Origin of the sequence: Dactylosporangium sp. NPDC049742 (assembly GCF_040674675.1) — a bacterium.
Taxonomy (GTDB): Bacteria; Actinomycetota; Actinomycetes; order Mycobacteriales; family Micromonosporaceae; genus Dactylosporangium; species Dactylosporangium maewongense.
Genome location: NZ_JBFANF010000040.1, coordinates 47,090 through 66,182 on the forward strand (window position 1 = coordinate 47,090; position 19,093 = coordinate 66,182).

Annotated in this window: 15 protein-coding genes; 9 read left to right on the top strand and 6 right to left on the bottom strand. The window is 73.7% G+C overall.

What is annotated here, in order from left to right:
- Window positions 1-133: 133 nt before the first annotated feature.
- Window positions 134-2,605 (bottom strand): PAS domain S-box protein, encoded by a 2,472-nt coding sequence (locus AB0J72_RS37540; protein WP_363407633.1) that lies wholly within the window; start codon window positions 2,603-2,605, stop codon window positions 134-136.
- A 61-nt stretch (window positions 2,606-2,666) separates the two neighbouring features.
- Window positions 2,667-3,434 carry an ABC transporter ATP-binding protein gene (locus tag AB0J72_RS37545; protein ID WP_363407636.1) on the bottom strand — a complete coding sequence of 256 codons (768 nt, stop codon included), beginning with the start codon at window positions 3,432-3,434 and terminating at the stop codon, window positions 2,667-2,669.
- A 56-nt stretch (window positions 3,435-3,490) separates the two neighbouring features.
- Here AB0J72_RS37545 and AB0J72_RS37550 point away from each other — a divergent pair, with 56 nt between their 5' ends.
- Window positions 3,491-4,075, top strand: a complete 585-nt coding sequence (locus tag AB0J72_RS37550) for a PadR family transcriptional regulator (protein ID WP_363407639.1) — start codon at window positions 3,491-3,493, stop codon at window positions 4,073-4,075.
- On the opposite strand, the gene AB0J72_RS37555 is transcribed toward AB0J72_RS37550, so the two are convergent.
- Window positions 4,072-5,184: an FAD-binding oxidoreductase gene (locus AB0J72_RS37555; protein WP_363407749.1), complete on the bottom strand. Its 1,113-nt coding sequence runs from the start codon at window positions 5,182-5,184 to the stop codon at window positions 4,072-4,074. The two genes, AB0J72_RS37550 and AB0J72_RS37555, sit on opposite strands and share 4 nt — an antisense overlap.
- Before the next feature lie 90 nt (window positions 5,185-5,274).
- Between AB0J72_RS37555 and AB0J72_RS37560 the strand changes: the two genes are divergently transcribed.
- Entirely contained in the window at window positions 5,275-6,216 is a 942-nt protein-coding gene (locus tag AB0J72_RS37560) for a PfkB family carbohydrate kinase (protein WP_363407642.1), read from the top strand.
- 573 nt (window positions 6,217-6,789) lie between these two features.
- On the opposite strand, the gene AB0J72_RS37565 is transcribed toward AB0J72_RS37560, so the two are convergent.
- On the bottom strand, window positions 6,790-7,191 hold the full coding sequence (locus AB0J72_RS37565) for a hypothetical protein (RefSeq protein WP_363407645.1): 402 nt from the start codon (window positions 7,189-7,191) through the stop codon (window positions 6,790-6,792).
- A 167-nt stretch (window positions 7,192-7,358) separates the two neighbouring features.
- On the opposite strand from AB0J72_RS37565, the gene AB0J72_RS37570 reads away from it, so the two are divergent.
- Genes AB0J72_RS37570 through AB0J72_RS37585 form a run of 4 tightly spaced genes read left to right on the top strand, consistent with a single transcriptional unit; the run spans window position 7,359 to window position 11,188 of the window.
- Complete coding sequence (locus AB0J72_RS37570; RefSeq protein WP_363407648.1) at window positions 7,359-9,809, top strand: nitrate- and nitrite sensing domain-containing protein; 2,451 nt, start codon at window positions 7,359-7,361, stop codon at window positions 9,807-9,809.
- Window positions 9,810-10,232 carry a roadblock/LC7 domain-containing protein gene (locus AB0J72_RS37575; RefSeq protein WP_363407651.1) on the top strand — a complete coding sequence of 141 codons (423 nt, stop codon included), beginning with the start codon at window positions 9,810-9,812 and terminating at the stop codon, window positions 10,230-10,232.
- Window positions 10,219-10,602: a DUF742 domain-containing protein gene (locus tag AB0J72_RS37580; protein WP_363407654.1), complete on the top strand. Its 384-nt coding sequence runs from the start codon at window positions 10,219-10,221 to the stop codon at window positions 10,600-10,602. Before AB0J72_RS37575 ends, AB0J72_RS37580 begins: the two co-directional genes overlap by 14 nt.
- Window positions 10,583-11,188: an ATP/GTP-binding protein gene (locus AB0J72_RS37585; protein ID WP_344512360.1), complete on the top strand. Its 606-nt coding sequence runs from the start codon at window positions 10,583-10,585 to the stop codon at window positions 11,186-11,188. Before AB0J72_RS37580 ends, AB0J72_RS37585 begins: the two co-directional genes overlap by 20 nt.
- On the opposite strand, the gene AB0J72_RS37590 is transcribed toward AB0J72_RS37585, so the two are convergent.
- Window positions 11,142-12,443, bottom strand: coding sequence for an FAD/NAD(P)-binding protein (locus AB0J72_RS37590; RefSeq protein ID WP_363407657.1), 1,302 nt, complete (start codon window positions 12,441-12,443; stop codon window positions 11,142-11,144). The genes AB0J72_RS37585 and AB0J72_RS37590 overlap by 47 nt on opposite strands.
- 126 nt (window positions 12,444-12,569) lie before the next feature.
- On the opposite strand from AB0J72_RS37590, the gene AB0J72_RS37595 reads away from it, so the two are divergent.
- Both AB0J72_RS37595 and AB0J72_RS37600 read left to right on the top strand, forming a co-directional pair.
- A complete protein-coding gene (locus tag AB0J72_RS37595; protein WP_363407660.1) occupies window positions 12,570-14,084 on the top strand; it encodes an amino acid permease in 1,515 nt (504 codons plus the stop codon).
- A 117-nt stretch (window positions 14,085-14,201) separates the two neighbouring features.
- A complete protein-coding gene (locus tag AB0J72_RS37600) occupies window positions 14,202-14,681 on the top strand; it encodes a hypothetical protein (protein ID WP_363407663.1) in 480 nt (159 codons plus the stop codon).
- Window positions 14,682-14,701: 20 nt separating this feature from the next.
- Here the strand turns inward: AB0J72_RS37600 and AB0J72_RS37605 are convergent, their stop codons facing one another.
- Window positions 14,702-15,364 (bottom strand): hemerythrin domain-containing protein, encoded by a 663-nt coding sequence (locus AB0J72_RS37605; protein WP_363407666.1) that lies wholly within the window; start codon window positions 15,362-15,364, stop codon window positions 14,702-14,704.
- A gap of 106 nt (window positions 15,365-15,470) precedes the next feature.
- Here AB0J72_RS37605 and AB0J72_RS37610 point away from each other — a divergent pair, with 106 nt between their 5' ends.
- Complete coding sequence (locus AB0J72_RS37610) at window positions 15,471-19,085, top strand: BTAD domain-containing putative transcriptional regulator (RefSeq protein ID WP_363407669.1); 3,615 nt, start codon at window positions 15,471-15,473, stop codon at window positions 19,083-19,085.
- Window positions 19,086-19,093: the final 8 nt, after the last annotated feature.

Consider the following 19,093-nt stretch of genomic DNA (forward strand, 5'->3'; position numbering starts at 1 on the left):
CCGTCCGCAAGGACGGCAACCTCACGCCCGCCGCAGGCCGCCGGGACGGCAGCCTGACGCCCGTCGCGCGCCGCCGGGACGGCAAAATGACAGTGGTCGCGGGCCGGGAGGGCGAGCGGGCGGCCGCCACGGGCTACAGCGACGGCAGGCGGACGAGGAACGTGGTCCCGGGCTTGTCGCCGTGGTCGGTGACGGTGATCGTGCCGCCGTGGCGTTCGATGACGGTGCGGCTGATGGCCAGGCCGAGGCCTGTGCCCGGCAGGCCGAGGCTGCGGATGTTGGAGCCGCGGAAGAAGCGCTCGAAGAGCCGGGACCGCTCCTCCTCGGGGATGCCGACGCCGGTGTCGGTGACTCTCAGGTCGACGCCGGCCCGGTCGCGGGTCAGCTCGATCTCGACCCGGCCGCCCGCGGGTGTGAACTTCACCGCGTTGGTGACGAGGTGGTCGACGACCTTGCGCAGCCGCGGCGGGTCGCCGGCGATGGGCGCCGGGCCGTCGGGGAGCGTGACCCGCATGTCGATGTCCTTCTCCTGCGCCGCGCGGGTGCCCGCGAGCGCGGAGTCGCCGACCACGGCGGCGAGGTCCAGGGGCCGCTCGACGAGGGAGACGTAGCCGCTCTCCAGGCCGGCCAGGTCCAGCAGGTCGTCGATGATCGCCCGGAGGTTCTCGGCGTTGCGGGCGATGACCGACAGGAACTGCGAGCGGGTCGTCTCGTCGTCGTTGTCGTGCAGGAGCAGCTCGGTGTACGAGGAGATCGACGTGAGCGGGGTGCGCAGCTCGTGGCCGACGAGGGAGATGAACTCGTCCTTCGTGCGGGCCAGCTGGCGGGCCAGGTCCTCGGCGCGGCGGCGCTCCAGGAACTGCCCGACGTGCGCGGCGATCCCGGACAGCAGCGCGATGAGGGACTGCTCGGGCTCCTCGGCGGCGTCGCCGAAGAAGCTGAGCGTGCCGGTGACCCCGGTGCCGTCGCGGATCGGCACGGCCAGCCCGACCCGCAGGCCGTGCCGGGCCAGCGACGGCACGTTGAGGCGGCTGCCGACGACGGAGATGTCGGGGACCCAGGCGGGCTGGCCGGTCTCCCAGGCGACCCCGGAGACGCCGACGCCGGGGGCGAGGGGGCCGGGCTCGGGGATGACGTAGCCGGGCTCGGTCCACATGGCGGCGTTGCGCAGGACGTTGCCGACCTTGTCGACCAGCCACAGCTCGCTGTGCGGCCACTGCAGGGTCCGTGCGACGGTGCCGAGCAGCTCCGGGCCGGCGTCCTCGATCGTGGCCGCCTGCTCCAGGATGCGGGAGACGGCGAGCTCGCACTCGATGAGCCGCTGCGCCCGGCGCCGGTCGGTGACCTCGTGCAGGGCCGCGACGGCGCCGAGCCGGTTGCCGTCGGTGTCGCGGATCGGCTGGGCGTTGGCGGTGAAGCTGCGCCGGGGGCGTCCGGGCATGTGGACGACGACCTCGGCCTCGCGGACGTGCTCGCCGTGAAAGGCGCGGACGAGCGGCAGGTCTTCCGCCTGCGAGGAGCCGGAGTCCCCGTAGGACCGGTAGGTCTCGACCCAGCTGGCGGCGGTCGACTGGTCGGCGTCGCCGCCGGTGATCTCCCGCATCGCCCGGTTGAACAGGATGAGCCGGCCGCGCTCGTCGCAGGCGACCACACCGGCGTCGAGGTTGTCGAGCAGGGCGCTGAGGAAGTGCCGCTCGCGGGCGAGCTGCCGCTCGGCGGTGACGCGTTCGCTGATGTCGTACACGAACGCGTGCGCGTGCCGCCCGGCCGGCCCCTCCACGACGTTCAGGGTCAGCTCGACCGGGAACTCGTCGCCGGCCCGGTTGGTGGCGTACAGCTGCAGCCGCTGCCCGATCAGCTTCGGTACGCCGCCCCGCGCCAACCTGGTCAGCCCGGCGCGGTGCGCGGCCCGGAACCGCTCGGGGATGATCAGCTCGTCCACCTGCTTGCCGATCGCCTCCGCGGCGGACCAGCCGAAGGTGCGCTCGGCCGCCTTGTTCCAGCGGGTGATCTCGCCGGTGAGCTCGATGGCGATGAACGCCTCCAGCGCGGTCTCCAGCACCGCGTCGGTCTCGGCCGCGGCGATCGAGATGTCCTGCCGACTGGTCTCGGCGCCGAGCATGACCTCCAGCATCGCGGCGCACTCCGACACGGCCGCGATGTCGTCGTCGGTCCAGTGCCGGGGGACGGAGTCGGTGACGCAGATCGCCCCGAGCGTGTTGCCGTGCAGGTCGTGGATGGGGTGGCCGAGGTACGCCGTGACGCCCCGGTCGAGCACCGCGCCGAGGTCGCGCAGCATCGGGTGGTCCCGGGCGTCGCTGACGACGAGCGGCGCGTTCTCGGTCACCACGTACTGGCAGAACGAGCTGGTCGCCGGCTCGGCGTGGACGCGGTCGAGGTCCGGCGGGAGGCCGTGCCGGCCGATGATGTGCATCCGCTCGTCGTCGACGAGGGTCAGCAGACCGACGGGGGCGACGACCGAGCGTGCGGCGAGCCGGACCAGGCCGTCGACCGGCGCGGACGACGACGCCAGCAGCGACTGTGCGCGCCGGAGCGCGGCGAGCCGTTCGGGCTGCGTGAGCACGCCGAGGTCGAGCTGCGGCATGTCCACCCCCAACCCGCGAGCAGCTAGGTCGATGGTACCCGCGCAAAGGGGTTAAATCAGACTAAAGCCGGAGCTGCGTGGCCCGGGCCAGGGTCGACGACGGGTCCTCGCCGGCGGTCAGATCGATGTCGTCGGTGAGCCGGCCGTCGGCGAGCCGCAGCAGCCGGTCGCACCGCGCCGCGATCTGCTGCTCGTGTGTGGCCAGCAGCACCGTCATGCCCCGCGCCTCCCGCAGGTCGAGCAGCAGGTCCAGGATCTGCGCGCCGTTGGCGGAGTCGAGGTTGCCGGTCGGCTCGTCGGCGAGCAGCAGCTTCGGCGACCCGATCAGGGCCCGGGCGATCGCCACCCGCTGCTGCTGGCCGCCGGACAGCTGCGCCGGCAGGGCCCGCTCCCGGCCGGCGAGGCCGACCGCGTCGAGCAGCTCGCGGGCGCGCTGCTGCTTGTCGAACCCGACGCGGAACGGCAGCACCGGCGCGATGACGTTGTCGAGCGCGGTGAGCGCGGGCAGCAGGTGGTACCGCTGGAACACGAACCCGACCGTGCGCCGGTATTCGCTGAGCTTGCGCCGCCGCAGCGCGGTCACCTCGACGCCGTCGACGACGATCGTGCCGGCGTCGGCGCTCTCGATCGCGCCGACCAGGTGCAGCAGCGTCGACTTGCCCGACCCGCTCGGCCCGGTGACCGCGGTGAAGCTGCCGGGCTCCACGCTCAGGGTCAGCTCGTCGGCGGCGACGATGTCCTGCTCCCCGGTGTGGAAGCGCTTGGTCAGCCCGGCGACGGACAGCGCCGCGCCCGTGGAGAGGGTGGCGCCGGTGGACGGTGCGGTCATCGCCCTACTCTGTCGCAATGCATTGCGACAATGCAAGGGGCGAGTAGGCTCTGGACATGCCGATCCATCACGCGGTGCTGTCGCTGCTGTCGCACGGGCCCAGCTACGGGTACGAGCTGAAGAGCGCCTTCGAGACCGCGGTCGGCCCGCAGTGGGGCCCGCTGAACATCGGGCACCTGTACCAGATCCTGGACCGGCTCTCCCGTGACGGCATGGTCAGCTCCGAGCGGCACGCCCAGGCGGTGAAGCCCGACCGGGTCGTCTACGAGATCACCGACGCCGGCCGCGGCGAGCTGCGGCGCTGGCTGGACGAGGCGAGCCCGCGCAGCGGCGGCTTCCGCGACGACTTCTTCCTCAAGGTGACCGCGGCGGCCCGCTCCGGCGACGGGGAGGTGGTGCGCACCGTGCTGGGCCAGCAGCGCACGTACCTGCTGCGCGAGCTGCGCAACCTCGACGGCCTGCGGCGCAAGGCGGCCGACCCGGTCGTCGGGCTGCTGCTGTCGGCGGCGACCCGGCACGTCGAGGCCGACCTCGCGTTCGTCGACGACGCGGAGCGGGCGCTGCTGAACGATCCGGCCACGGTCGCCACGCTGAAGGGCGTCCGGCCGACGGGCCCGGACCAGCTGCAACAACCCGCCTAACGGGGGTGCAGGGCGCCCCGCCGCAGGCCGGGGATCTCGAACGGCTCGCCCAGCAGCTCGGCCGCGCCCAGCCGCGCCAGCGCCGGCGCGGTCTGGATGCCGGAGCCGCCCTGCCCCGCGAACCAGTAGAACCCGTCCTGCACCGGGTCGGGCCCGACGACCGGGTTGCGGTCCGGCGCGAACGTCCGCAGCCCCGCCCAGCTCGTCCGCACCCGCCGCAGGTCCAGAGTGGTGACCGCGGCGACCCGCTCGACCGCGAGGGCGACGTCCTCCGGCGCGGCGACCGCGTCGACCGGCGGCGACGGCGTCTCGTCGCACGGCGACACCAGCAGCCCGCCGCCCTCGGGCCGGAAGTAGAACTCGTCGCCCACGTCGTGCACCAGCGGCCAGCTGGGCGCGACCCCTTCGATGGAGACGATCGCCACGGTACGGCGCAGCGGCGCCAACCCCGCGGCAGCCACCCCGAGCCGCCCGGCGACGGCGTCCGCCCAGGCACCGGCCGCGTTGACGACCCGCTCGGCCTCAAGCTCGCCGCGGTCGGTGGTGAGCCGCCAGCCGCGGCCGGTCCACTCGCCGGCCTCCAGGCCGATCGCGGTGCGCAGCACCACTCCCGCGGCGGCGGCACGCTTGCGGTACAGCTGATGCAGCGCGTCGACGTCGATGTCCTGCGCGGTGCGCTCGACCGCGGCCCTGGCGACCGCCGACGGGCGCAGTGCCGGGCACAGCGTCTGCGCCCCGACGACGTCCGTGCCGCGCAGCGACGGGTTGGCGGTCAGCAGCGCGTTCATCGCCGGGAGCTGCTCCTCGCCGGCGATCCAGACCAGCGGCCTGGCCCGCAGCAGCGGCGTGCCGGACTCGGCGCCGAGCGCGTCGAGGATCGTCCGCGACGCGCGGGTCAGCGCCCGCACCTCGGGCGTGCCGTAGCTCTCGAGGAAGGCGGCCACGGACCGCCCGGTCGTGTGGTAACCGAACTGGTTCTCCCGTTCGAGCACCATGATCCGTAACGGCTCGCGGTGGCCACCCGCCGCCTCCACCCGTGCGACCAACCGGCTGTCCAGCTCGGCGAGCTCCGCGGCGAGGGACAGGCCGGCCATGCCCCCACCGATCATCGCCACGTCTGCGCGTTCGATCCTGCAATTGTCGCAGGCGATGTTGTGATGTTGCAGAATGTTCCGTTTCGAGTCGGGTAGGCATGAGGCGTGAGATTCGCCGAACTCGCCGCCCGCTGGCAGGACCGTCCCGTGCTCGTCGTCGGCGACGCCGTGCTCGACTGCTGGCTGACCGGGACCCCGACCCGCATGAGCCGGGAGGCTCCCGTCCCCGTCATCACGCTGGAGACGACCCGCGAGGTCGCCGGCGGTGCCGCGGCCGTCGCGGGCGCCTTCACCGGCCTGGGCGCCAGGACCACCGTCGTCGGCGTGACCGGCGACGACGACGCGGGCGCCATGCTGCGCTCCAGGGTGTGGGACGGCGGCGCCACCGACCGCCTGGTCGTCGCGGTCGGCCGGCGCACGCTCACCAAGCGCCGCGTCGTCGCCGCGGGCCAGGTGGTGGCACGGTTCGACGACGGCGACACGAGCCCCCTCACCGGCCCGGCCGCCGAGACGCTCCTGCACCGCCTGGGCGAGTCCCTCGCCGAGCGCCCCGCTGCGGTCGTCGTCTGCGACCTCGGCGCCGGCACCCTCGGCCCCGCCGTCCGCACGCTCCTGGCCAGCCGGCGCCTCGACGTGCCGCTCCTCGCCGTCGACGCGCTGGACCTCGCGCCGTGGGCCCACCTCGGCCCTGACCTCGTCACACCCACCCTCGACACCGTCGGTGGGGTCGTCGACGGTACGACCACCGCCGCCGTCATCGCATCCCGCGGCATGCTCCTGCGCTCGACCGCCGCCGCCGTCGTGGCCGTCACCCTCGACGCCGACGGTGCGGTCGTGCACAGCCACGACGCCGACACGGTCCACACCTCGGCGGCCCCGACACCACGCAACCGGTCCGCGTACGTCGCCGGCTTCGTCCTCGCCCAGCTCGCCGGTGCCGCCCTGCCTGAGGCCGCCGCCACCGCCCAGCGCTGCGCCGCCATCCGCGACCGCGACCTCCCCTTCGCCGCCGCCCAACTCGGCTCCCTGGACCCCACCCCAGCCTGACCCACCACCAAGCCGCCCGACTTTCTCCGCTCCGTGCACGCCCTCCTCGCCCGCCCGCCCGCGCAGACGTTGGTCAATGCCCGAATAAGCGGCTTTTGTTCTATAGATATTGCGCGATCCACCCCCAAGTTGATCTCCGAATGCGGGGTGGATCGCGCAGCGTCGATTCCCCCAAGGGGGCATTTCGGGGCATTGGCCAACGTCTGTGCGGGGGAGTGCCCGTCGGGTGCCCGTCGAGTGCCCGGCGAGAGTGGCGGGTTGGTGGTTTGCTCAGCCCCGTGCTTGCCGGTGGCCGCCCGGTGCTCGGCGAGGGTGGTGGGTCGGTGGCTCGGCTCAGCCGGGTGGCCGTCGAGTGTTTGCTGAGTGCGCGCCGGGGTTCGGTGGGAGTGGTGGGTTTGTGGTGCTGTTCAACTGGGCTGCGGCGTCGGCGTGTGGGTGGGGCGGTATGGGGTTGTTCTGCGGATGGGGCATTGCTGAGCTGTGTCGGTTGTGAGGTGAAGCTGCCAAGGGCGCCGCGTGCAGACGTTGGTCAATGTCGCAATTCGTGGGTTTTGTTCCGCGGGGTGCGGTGGTTCAGCCGAGGGTGACCTCGGTGGTGGGGATGAGGGTCTTGGGGTCGCAGCGGACGACGACGCGGACCTCCTGGCCGTTCGTCTTGAAGGTGACCCGGTATTCGGCGGCCGGGCCCTGCTGGGCGTCCTCGACGTGGAAGCCGGTCGCCGGGCGCAGGTAGTCGGCCCAGGTCAGGCCGGCGTTGCAGTGGGCGGCCACGGTGCCGCCGGGGGTGCGCAGGATCTGCGTGGAGCCCGGCGACGGAGAAGGGGACGGGGAGGGGTCGGCGGAAGGGCGGCCGCCGCTGGTGGCGGCCACCATGGACGAGCGGACGGCCTCCACCTTGTCGACGCCGACGACGCCGAGCGCCGTCGTGCACACGGCCCAGGCACTGATCGCGAAAACCCACCGTCCACGCCGCATGCGGGGCGCCCTGCCCGGGAGTGGGGAATGCACACCGGCGGGGGAGGGAGATCGGGAGCGAGCTGGGTTTGGGACGGCGACGACCTTGTTGGTGACTTCCCCGCCTGTCTGTCCGTATCATGCCCGAGACGCGCCACCCCCCTGTCGACGCGACCCACGAGGACCACATGAAGACCCGCACGTGGAGAATCCGCACGTGGTCGATCCGCGCCAAGATCGTCACCCTGCTGCTCCCGCCGCTGCTGTCGCTCGTCGTGCTGTGGGTCTTCGCGACCAGCCTGACGTCCGGTGCGGTGGTCGAGCTGTTCGATGCGCAGACCTACTACACGCTGGCCGCCGAGCCGGCCGAGACGATGACCGTCGAGCTGCAGCGGGAGCGGAAGCTCTCGCAGGTGTACCTGGGGTCCGGCCGGGCCGAGGGGAAGCCGGAGGCGGCGCTGCTGGCCGAGCAGCGGCGCAAGACCGACACCGCCATCAGCCACTTCCGGTCCCTTGCCGGTAAGGGCGAGACCAGGGACGCCATGCCGGAGGTCGCCAGGGGGCGCCTCACGGAGATCATGGTGGCGCTCGACGGGATCGTGTCGGGGCGCTCGGGGATCTCGCTCGGGCAGATCGACCGGACCGGCGCGATGGAGGTCTACAACGGGCCGATCGACGCGATCTACCGCTGGTACAACGCGCTGCCCGGCGTCAGTGACGCGCAGCTGAGCAAGGACGCCCGGACCAACATCGCGATGAGCCGGGCCCGGGAGCTGCTCGCCCGGGAGGACTCGCTGGTCAACGGCGCCGCCGCGGCGGGCAAGTTCATCCGCACCGAGGCCGCCGACCTGATCGCGGCGATCGGCGCGAAGCGCGCCGAATACGCGGAGCAGTCCGCGGAGCTGCCCGAGACGGTGCAGCGGGTCTACCGGGACATCGTCGCGGGCGACGCGCACAAGAAGCTGACCGGTTTCGAGGACAAGATCATCGCCGAGGCCAGGCCGAACGTCGCCATCCCGGTCGACATCGCCGTGTGGCGCGACGCCTACGACAAGCTCGCCGAGCAGCTGCGCCAGCTGGACCTCCAATACGGCGACACGATCCTGGAGCGGGCCGAGCCCGTCGGTGTCGCGATCATCGTCCGGCTGGTGCTCGCCGCGGTGCTGGGGCTGCTCGCGATCGCGATCTCGGTCGTGCTGTCGATCCGGATCGGCCGGTCGCTGATCAACCGGCTCACCGGCCTGCGGCAGGACGCCCAGATCCTCGCCGACCAGCGGCTGCCGGAGCTCGTCGGCCGGCTGCGCCGGGGCGAGGAGTTCAACCTGGCCGAGGCGGCACCACCGCTGGAGTACGGCACCGACGAGATCGGCAAGGTGGGCAACGCGTTCAGCGCCGTGCAGCGCACCGCGATCGAGTCCGCGGCGCACGAGGCGCAGCTGCGCCGGGGGCTCAACGAGGTCTTCCTGAACATCGCCCGCCGCAGCCAGACGCTGCTGCACCGCCAGCTCGCGCTGCTGGACCGGATGGAGCGGCGGACCGGCGACCCGGAGGAGCTGGAGGACCTGTTCCGGGTCGACCACCTCGCCACCCGCATGCGCCGCCACGCCGAGGACCTGGTCATCCTGGCCGGCGCGACCCCCGGCCGCGGCTGGCGCAACCCGGTGCCGATGGTCGACGTGGTCCGCGGCGCGGTGTCGGAGGTCGAGGACTACGCGCGGGTCGGCTTCCTCACGCTGCCCGAGGCGTCGCTGGTCGGGCGGGCCGTCGCCGACGTCATCCACCTGCTCGCCGAGGTGATCGAGAACGCGACGTCGTACTCGCCGCCGCACACCCGGGTGCAGATCAGCGGCCAGCTCGTGCCGAACGGGTTCGCGGTCGAGATCGAGGACCGCGGGCTGGGCATGGCGCCGGAGGCCATCGAGGAGGCCAACCAGCGGCTGCTGCACCCGCCGGACTTCGACCCGGCCAACAGCGCCCGGCTCGGCCTGTTCGTGGTGGCGCTGCTCGCGGCCCGCCACGGCGTCCGGGTCACGCTGCGGTCGTCGCCGTACGGGGGCGTCACCGCGGTCGTGCTGATCCCGCCCCACCTGATCACGGGCGCCACCCCGGAGCTGACCGCGTCGACCCCGTCGGAGGCGGCATCGGAGCTGGCCGATGAGCTGGCCGACGAGCCGGTGGCGCAGCCCGAGTTCGAGGCGCGCCATGTCGGGGCGGACGAGCGGCTCACCGCGGAGGTCCTGGAGCTCGTCCCGTCGCACGTGAGCACGGCCGCCACGCACGCGCCCCTGCCCGTCCGCGGGCGCGACGCCGACGCCGACGCCGACGCACCGCAGCCGGTCGTGCCGGCTCAGGCGGTACCGACGCGGCAGACGCCGGCAGAGCAACCCGTCGACCTCACCGACGACGGACTCCCCAAGCGGCGCCGGCAGGCGAGCCTCGCCCCGCAGCTCCGGGAGCGACCTGACGACGAGCACACGGTCGACGGCGTGCCGGCGTCGCAGTTCGCGGCCGCCGGGACCGGTGGCAGGTCGCCCGAGCAGACCCGCGCGATGATGACGTCGCTGCAGGCGGGGTTCACCCGGGGGCGCCGGGAGGCGGCGCTCACCGACGATCAACCCACACTGGAAAGGGACGCATAGGTGGCACAATCGACGAGTCGCACCGGCAAGCTCGACTGGCTCCTCGACGACCTTGTCGATCGGGTCGAGTCGGCGCAGCACGCCGTGGTGCTCTCCGCCGACGGGCTGCTCATGGGCGCGTCCAGCCACCTCGGCCGGGACGACGCCGAGCACCTGTCCGCGGTCGCATCCGGGTTTCAGAGCCTGGCCCGCAGCGCCGGCCGGCACTTCAACGGCGGCGCCGTCCGGCAGACGATCGTGGAGATGGACGACGCGTTCCTGTTCGTCACGGCCGCCGGGCAGGGCGCCTGCCTGGCGGTGCTGAGCACGGCGGACTCCGACATCGGCGTGATCGCCTACGAGATGGCGATGCTGGTGACCCGGGTCGGGCAGTACCTCACCGCACCGTCACGAACGGGCGCTCCGTCCGATGTCGCGGGGTGAGCACGACTGGCTCGACTCCGACGCCGGGCCGGTGGTCCGCCCGTACGCGGTGACCGGCGGGCGGGCCAAGCCCGTCGTCGGCGGCTTCGACCTGGTCGCGTTCGTCGTCAACGCCGACGGCGGGACGGGCCCCCGGCACCTGCAGCCCGAGCACTACGCGATCCTGGCCCGCACCCGCGTGCCGATCACGGTCGCGGAGCTCGCCTCACACCTCGATCTCGCGCTCGGCGTCGTGCGCGTGCTGCTGGGCGACCTGCTCCAGCAGGGCCTCATCGAAATGCATGAACCCGTGTACGACCAATCCGTCGGGCCGCAGCGGCCCGACGATCGCATTCTCAAGGCGGTTGTCAATGGTCTCCGATCGCTCTGACGGGCACATCCCGCTGGCGGTGAAGATCCTCATCGCCGGGGGGTTCGGCGTCGGCAAGACCACGCTCGTCAGCGCGGTCAGTGAGATCCGTCCCCTCCAGACGGAGGAGGTGCTCACCAACGCGGGCGTCGGCATCGACGACGTCAACGGCGTGGAGGGCAAGACCACCACGACGGTGGCGATGGACTTCGGCCGGATCAGCATCAACGACGACATCGTGCTCTATCTCTTCGGTACCCCGGGACAGGACCGCTTCTGGTTCCTGTGGGACGAGCTGGCGCTCGGCGCGCTCGGCGCGGTCGTGCTCGCCGACACCCGGCGGCTCACCGACTGCTTCCCGTCGGTGGACTACTTCGAGGAGCGCAACACGCCGTTCCTGGTCGCCGTCAACTGCTTCGACGGCGTGCAGAAGCACACCGCGGAGGCGGTCCGCCGGGCGCTGGACCTCGACCCGGACGTGCCCGTGGTGCTCTGCGACGCCCGCGACCGGCGCTCGATCAAGGGCGTGCTCATCGCGCTCGTCGAGCACGTGATGACGATCAAGCAGGCACCGGCACTCGAGCCAGCGCGGCGGCCTGGCTTCTGATCTCCGGCACGGCCGTCGTCTCCCACCAGGCACCCCGGCGGGTCGGGCCGATCGCGAAGATGCGGTCGGACGGCTCGCCGTCGCGGCCGACGAGCCGGCCGTGCGCGTCGACGTCGAGACCGGTGCCGGTCGGGTCACGTCGGGCCAGCCCGTCGTCCAGCAGCGCCCGGCCGAGCGTGCTGGTGGTGGCGCCGCCCGGGCCGGTGCAGTTGACGATCGCGCCGACGGGCCAGCTCACGTCCCTGTCCTTGAACCGCAGCGTCACCACGAAGCCGCGCTCGCCGCGCCGGATCGAGTGGATCGCCGCCGCGTGCGTGCGGAGGGCGCCGCTGTCGCGCAGCGCGGCCACCCGTGCCGCGACCGTCGGCGCCATCCGGTGCCGGTGGACCTCCCAGTACGCCGCGACGTGCTGCAGGAACCGCCGCCGCGCGTCCACCGACAGCTGCCGCCACAGCCGGTCGATCTGCGGCCGCAGCGTGTCGACGGCGCAGCGCCAGTCGGCCTCGGTCGCCGCGTAACGCCGGACCGCCCGCAGTAGCCCGCGCGCGTCGGCGCCGTCATGGGCGAACGTCCCGGTGGCCTTCGGCTGGGTCTCCAGGTGCGGCTGGGGGAGCAGGCCACGGCGCGACACCGCGTGCAGCGGCGCCCGGCGCCCCCGGCTGCTCAGCGACATCGCCACGTCCAGCGCGGTGAGCCCGGTGCCGATCAGCAGCACCGGCACGTCGCCCGGGACCCGGTCCAGCGCGCCCGGCGTCCACGGGTTTCCCACATAGTAGGGGTGGGTGCGCACGGCCGAGGTGATCGACAGCGGGCCCGCCGGGGCGCCGTGGCCGAGGGCGAGCACGACCCGGTCCGCGGCCACGGTCTGCCCGCCGCGCAGCACCACGCTCAGTCGCTCCCGGCCGGCGTCCACGCGGATCGCCACGCCCCGGACGTGCTCGAAGTCGGCGCCGCGCAGCCGGTCGTGCAGGTAGTCGCCGAAGACCGCGCGGGGCGCGAAGTCCGCCGGGCCGATGGGGAGTCCCTGGTCCCGGCACCAGTCGACGAAGTCGTCCGGGGCGTCGGCGAGCGCGCTCATCGCCGCCGCCCGCGAGTTGAGCAGATGCGTCGGGTCGGTCGTGCGGTACGCCGCGCCGCGACCGAGCGTGCCCGCCGGCGCCGGGTCGACCAGCACGACCCGGTCCGCCGGACCGCTGACATGGATCGCCGTCAGGGCGCCGCTACAGCCTCCGCCCACGACCACTGTGGTTTGCATGCCCGCCCCTAATTTCTATCTAACCGGTAGGTTTTAACTGTACTAGGTGCGGCCGCCCGGGTGTAGAACCCAGATCGTCCGGGCATGTCGGGTTCAGGGCCTGTCGGGCCCCGAGGAGGTGCACCGATGTCGATCTTTCGGACCAAGTCGATCGAGCAGTCGCTGCGGGACACGGACGAACCGGGCAGAGGACTGCGCAAGAACCTGTCGGCGTTCCACCTGACGGTCTTCGGGGTGGGCGTGATCATCGGCACGGGCATCTTCGTGCTGACCGGCCAGCAGGCCGCCCGCAACGCCGGCCCGGCCATCGTGATCTCGTTCGCCCTGGCCGGGGTGGTGTGCGCCCTCGCCGCCCTCTGCTACGCGGAGTTCGCCTCCAGCGTGCCGGTCGCCGGCTCCGCGTACACCTTCTCCTACGCCACCCTCGGGCAGTTCGTCGCCTGGATCATCGGCTGGGACCTGTGCCTGGAGCTGGCCCTCGGCGCCGCCGTCGTGTCCCGCGGCTGGTCGGCCTACCTGCAGGAGCTGTTCGACCTGCCCACCTGGCTCGCCGGGGACAAGGCCCTGCCCGACTTCGGGGCCGCCTTCATCGTCGCCGCCCTCTCGATCGTGGCGGTCATGGGCGCGAAGCTGTCCGGGCGGGTCACCGGGTTCCTCGTCGTCGTCAAGGTCGCCGTCGTCGTGTTCGTCATCGGGCTCGGCGTGTTCTTCATCAAGGCCGCCAACTACACGCCGTTCATCCCCGCCGCCGAGCCGTCGACCAAGGCCAGCGGCGGCGACGCGCCGCTGCTGCAGGTCCTGGCCGGGATCACGCCGCAGCACTTCGGCTGGTTCGGCATCGTCGCGGCCGCGTCCATCGTGTTCTTCGCGTACATCGGCTTCGACGTCGTCGCGACCACCGCCGAGGAGACCCGCAACCCGCAGCGCGACGTCCCGTGGGGCATCATCGGCTCCCTGGTCATCTGCGGCGTGCTGTACATGGCGGTCGCCTTCGTGGTGACCGGCATGGTCCCCTTCGAGCAGCTCGACACCGCCGCGCCGCTCGCGAAGGCGTTCGACCTCGTCGGGCAGGGCTGGGCCGCCGACCTGATCTCCCTCGGCGCCGTGTGCGGCATCACGTCCGTCATCCTCGTGCTGCTGCTCGGGCAGGCCCGGGTGTCGTTCGCGATGGCCCGCGACGGCCTGCTGCCGCCGATCCTGTCGAAGGTGCATCCCCGCTACGGCACCCCGTGGGTCATGTCGGCGATCACCGGCGTCGTGGTCGCCGTGCTCGCCGCGTTCGTGCCCCTGTCGGAGCTGTCGGAGCTGACCAGCATCGGGACCCTGTTCGCGTTCATCGTGGTGTCGCTCGGCGTGATCGTCCTGCGGCGCACGCGGCCCGACCTGCCCCGGGCCTTCCGGGCGCCGGGGGTGCCGTGGCTGCCGGCGCTGAGCGTGGTGGCCAGCCTGTGGCTGATGCTCAACCTGCCGGTGGTGACCTGGGTGCGGTTCCTGGTCTGGATGGCCGCCGGTCTGGTGCTGTTCTTCCTGTACGGGATGCGCCGCGCCAACCTCGCGCTCGCCACGGAAGGCGGGGAGGGGCTCACCGCGGGCGGCGGGCGGCCGGACGACCGGTCGGCGCCGGGCGACCGGACGCCGTAGGGAGGCTCGGGCCGAACGGGACGCGGAGCCGGCGCCCCCGGGGTGCGGGTCTTCTCATACCGACCCGCACGTGTCCCGGGTGGCGCCGGGTTCGCCGGTGCTGGAAAGGTGACAGGCATGAGTGACTTCGGCCTGCAATCCGACTTCGGCGTCGACTTCGACCCGGGTGACCTCGGTGTGTCCGACTTCGCCGACCCGCACGCGGTCTTCGGCGAGGAGCACGGGGTGGAGGCCGGCCTCAGCCCCGCGAGCGAGACCACGGCCGACCCCGGCACCGAGGAGTCCGACGCCGACCCCGCCGCAGCCGCCGCCGGGTCGCAGGCGCCGCCGTCCACCGAGGGGCTGGAGACCGCGAGCTACGACAGCGACGGCGACGGCGTGGCCGACGTGCTGGTCGCCGACGAGAACCACGACGGCGTCACCGACATCGCCATGTGGGACACCAACGACGACGGCCTCATCGACCAGGTCGCCTACGACCAGGACCACGACGGCAAGATCGACCTGATCTACCACGACGACGACTTCGACGGCGAGGTCGACCGCGTCGAGAACGCCGACGGCTCCCAGGACGTCCCCGGCTACACGTCCAACTAGCCGGGCAACCAGCCGGGCGACTAGCGCAGCCCCGCGCGGACCTTGCGCATCTGCTTCTCGTACTGGCGGCGGCCCACCGTGTGCCACAGCACCCGGGCCGGCATGGGCAGGTGCGACAGGAAGCGGCTCGTCTCCTCGGGCGTGGCATCCTCCAGCAGCGCGCCGAGCATGAAGAGCAGCTTGTCCTTCGGGGTGTGCGACCGGGCCTCCTCGCCGAGCGCCGTCCACTCCGCCACGGTGATGTGCTCCGACACCAGCGGCAGCACCGAGTGCTCCTCCTCGTCGAGGTGCACGAGCAGGTCCCGGCGGTGCCGGTCCATCGCGTCGGCGAGCGCGTCCCGGGCCGGCGCCGACGCGTCGGCCTCCCACACGGCGAGCAGGGCCATCGCCTCGCGGAGCCCGGCGGCGACGACCTCGTGCTGCTGCTCCATCCGCAGCACCAGGTCCGCGTCCAGGTCGACGCGGGCGAGCAGCTTCGGCCACAGCAGCGCGTCCTCGCCCGTGTGGTGGGCGTGCAGGCCGGCGTCGTACTCGCGGAACATCGAGCCCAGGAACCTCGCGCGCTCCACGTCGCCGGGCCGGACGTTGCGGACGAGCTGGGGCATCAGCCGCGACTCGCGCCGGAACACGCGGTGCACGACGACCATCTCCTGGACCCAGGGACGCTCAACGGTGGTGGTCATATCGGGTAACTCCTCGAACGCGGGATTCAGTGGTGCGTTCAAGGTGCGGGGACTGTCTTGTAGCAGTCTTGGAACACGCTTGGGGACGGCTACGATGGCCCGCGTCATGCTGATGCGGGTGCTCGGGCCGTTCACGGTCGACGTCGGCGGCGGTGCGGCCGACCTCGGCGGCCCCCGCCAGCGCGCCGTGCTCGCGCTCCTGCTGTCCGCCGGCGGCGACGTCGTCTCCGTCGACCGGATGATCGACGACCTGTGGCGCGGCGAGGCGCCGCCGCGGGCGATCGCGTCCCTGCAGGCGTACGTCTCCAACCTCCGCCGCGTCCTCGAGCCTGCCCGCGAACGCCGCGCGCCGGCCCGGCTGCTGATCAGCGCGCCGCCCGGCTACGCGATCCGGGTGCCGCCCGACGCCGTCGACGCGTGGCGCTTCGAGGCCCTCCTCGCCGAGGCGCGTGCCGCGCACACCGCCGAGCCCGGCCGGGCGCGGCTGCTGCTGCGGGCCGGGCTGGAGCTGTGGCAGGGCGGCGCGTACGCCGAGTTCGCCGAGGAGCCCTGGGCGCAGCCGGAGGCGGCGCGTCTCGAAGAGCTCCGCCTGGTCGCCCGGGAGCTGCTGCTGGACGTGGCGCTGCGGACCGGCGGCGCGGCCGAGGCGGTCCCGGAGGCGGAGCTGCTGACCCGGCAGGCGCCGCTGCGGGAGGAGGGGTGGCGGCTGCTCGCGCTCGCCCTGTGGAGCACCGGCCGGCAGGCCGACGCCCTCGCCGCGCTGCGCCGCGCCCGCGCCGTCCTCGCCGACGAGCTGGGCCTGGACCCGGGGCCCGCGCTGGTGGAGCTGGAGTCCGCGATCCTCGGCCAGCGCGTCGAGATCCTCGACAGCCTGCGCCCGGCGCCCACCTCTGCGGGCAGCGTCCGGGCAGATGTACCGGCGACCGCCGAGCCCGACCCGCACCCAGCGCCCGGCGGGCACGACGCACGACCCGGCTCCGGCGAGCACGGCGTGCGGCCCGGCTCCGGCGGGCACGAGGCGTGGCCCGGCTCCGGCGGGCGTGGCGCGCGGTCCGGCTCCGGCGAAGCCGAGGGGTGGACTGCGGAGAGCGCGGGACCGGCGGGCGACGAGCACCATGCGCGGGCCGGCGGGCGGCGGGCGGGCACAGCCGAACGTGCCGGCGGCAGCTCCGTACATGAGCGGACGACGGCACCACAGGCGCGTGGGGCCGGGCAGGACGAGGTGTTCGTCGGGCGGGGACAGGAGCTGGCGACGCTCGCCGGAGTCGCCGCCGAGGCCGTCGCCGGCGGTCCGCGGATCGTGCTGCTCAGCGGCGAGGCCGGGGTCGGCAAGACCAGCGTGCTCGCCCGGTTCCGGCAGGAGCTGCTCGACGGCGGCTGGCTCGTCGCGGTCGGCAGGTGCCCCGAGGTCGACGGTGCGCCCCCGGCGTGGGCCTGGGTCGAGGCGCTGCGCGGGCTCGCCGGCGACGTGCCGCCCGACGACCTCGCGCCGGCGCTCGCGCCGCTGCTCGAGGACGCCGACCGCCCCCTGGCGGCCCCCGGCGAGGTCAGCGACGTGGCCGGCGGCCGGTTCCGCCTGCACCGGTCCGTGCGCGCGTGGCTGCGGCGGGCCGCCGCCCGCAGGCCCGTGGCCATCGTCCTGGACGACCTGCACGCCGCGGACGCCGAGACGCTGCTGCTGCTCGCCAGCGTCGCCGACCTCACCGACGCGCCGGTGCTCATCGTCGCCGCGCTGCGGCCCGCCGACAACAGGGAGCGGCTCGCCGAGACCCTCGCGGCGCTCGCCCGGCGGTCGCCGCTCCGCGTCCACCTCGACGGGCTCGGGCCCGCCGACGTGCAGCGGCTCGTCGGCGCGTTCACCGACGCCGACGCGGGCACCGTCGCGGCCCTCGCCGAACGCACCGGCGGCAACCCGTTCTACGTCCGGGAGTCCGCGCGGCTGCTCGCCTCGGAAGGCGCGCTCGTCGCCACGTCAGAGGTGCCGGAAGGGGTACGCGACGTGCTGCGCCGCCGGTTGTCGCGGCTGCCGCAGCCGGCCGTCGCGGTGCTGCGCCTCGCCGCGGTCGTCGGGCGGGAGGCCGACGTGGAGACCCTCGTCGGGGCCGCCGACACCGACGAGGGCGCCGTCCTCGACGCGCTCGAGGCCGGGCTCATCGCGGGCCTGCTGACGGAGCCGGCGCCGGGACGGGTCAGGTTCGTGCACGGGCTGGTCCGGGACACGATGTACACGGACCTGTCGCAGCTGCGCCGCACCCGCATGCACGCGAAGGTCGCCGCGTGCACCCGGCAGCTGCGCCCCGACGACTATCCCGCGCTGGCGTACCACTACGCGCGGGCCGCCTCGTCGGACACCGCGGCGCTCGCCGTCGACTACGCGGTGCGGGCGGCGGAGCTGGCCGAGCGGCGCTACGCGTACGACGCCGCGATCGAGCTGCTCGAAGGCGCGGTGCAGACCGTGGAGGCCGTCGCCGGGGACCGCGACCAGCTGCGCATCGACCTCCTCGGCCGGCTGCTGCGGGCGCAGGCGCGGGCGGGCGCGGTGGCGCAGGCCCGGCAGACCCGCGACCGCGCGCTGGACATCGCCGTCGCCGGCGGGCGCGAGGAGCTGCTGATCGCGGCGTTCACCGCGTGGAACGTGCCGACGCCTTGGCAGATCCGTCCGTACGGCGTGATCGACCACCGGGTCGTCGGCCTGCTGAGCCGCCTGCTGCGCAAGCCGGACCTGGACCCGGCGACCAGGGTGCGGCTGCTCGACGCGTTCACCGCCGAGCTCGACGGCGAGGACGACCCGCGCGGCCCGGCGGCCGGACTGGAGGCCTTCGAGCTCGCCGCGGCCCTGCCCGACCCGGCCGTGCGGGCGCTCGGGCTGGCCGCCAGGGCCAGGACGATGCGCTTCGACCTGGAGGCCGGTGAGCGGGCCGAGGTCGGCGCGCGGCTGGCGGAGCTCGCCAGGGCGCACGACATGGTCGCCTACGAGTGGGCCGCCGAGCAGATCCTCGCCAACTGCGCCGCCGCCGGCAACGACGCCGCCGGCGTGCGGGACCGGATCGCGCGGCAGGGTGCGCTCGCCACGGCGTACCAGCTGCCGGAGCCCCAGGCGGTCATCCTCAGCGCCCGGGCCGCGCTCGCGCACGTCGCCGGCGACTACGCCGAGGCGCAGCGGCGCTACGACGAGGCGCTCGAACACATGCGCCGGCAGGGGTCGCTGCACGCCGACGGGTTCCACTTCCTCGCCACCGCGAGCCTGCTCATCAGCCAGGGCCGCTTCCAGGAGTACCTGGCGCAGACCCGCGCGACGAGGGAGGCGCTCGGCCCGATCGCCGACGACGCCCTCGCCCTGGCGCTCGTCGAGGCGGGCCGGCCGGACGAGGCGCGGGCCATCGCGGTCGGCGAGCACCGGCACCGGCCCGACTACTTCCAGTCCGCGTTCATGGCGGTGCGGGGGCTGGCCGTCGTCGCGCTCGGCCGGGCCGACCTGGCCCCCGCCGTCATCGAGGCGCTGCTGCCGGTCCGCACGCAGATCGCCGGGATGAGCAGCACCTCGATCGCGATGCGCCCGGTCGCGTACATCCTCGGCCGGCTGTTCGAGCTCCTCGGCGACCACGACCGGGCGGCGGAGCACTTCCAGCTGTCGAGGGACGTCGCCGCCACGTGGGGCGCCGCCCACTGGGTCGCCGACGCGGAGGCCGCCCTGTCGGCGCTCCGCGCTCATCCGCGCTGAACCCGCGC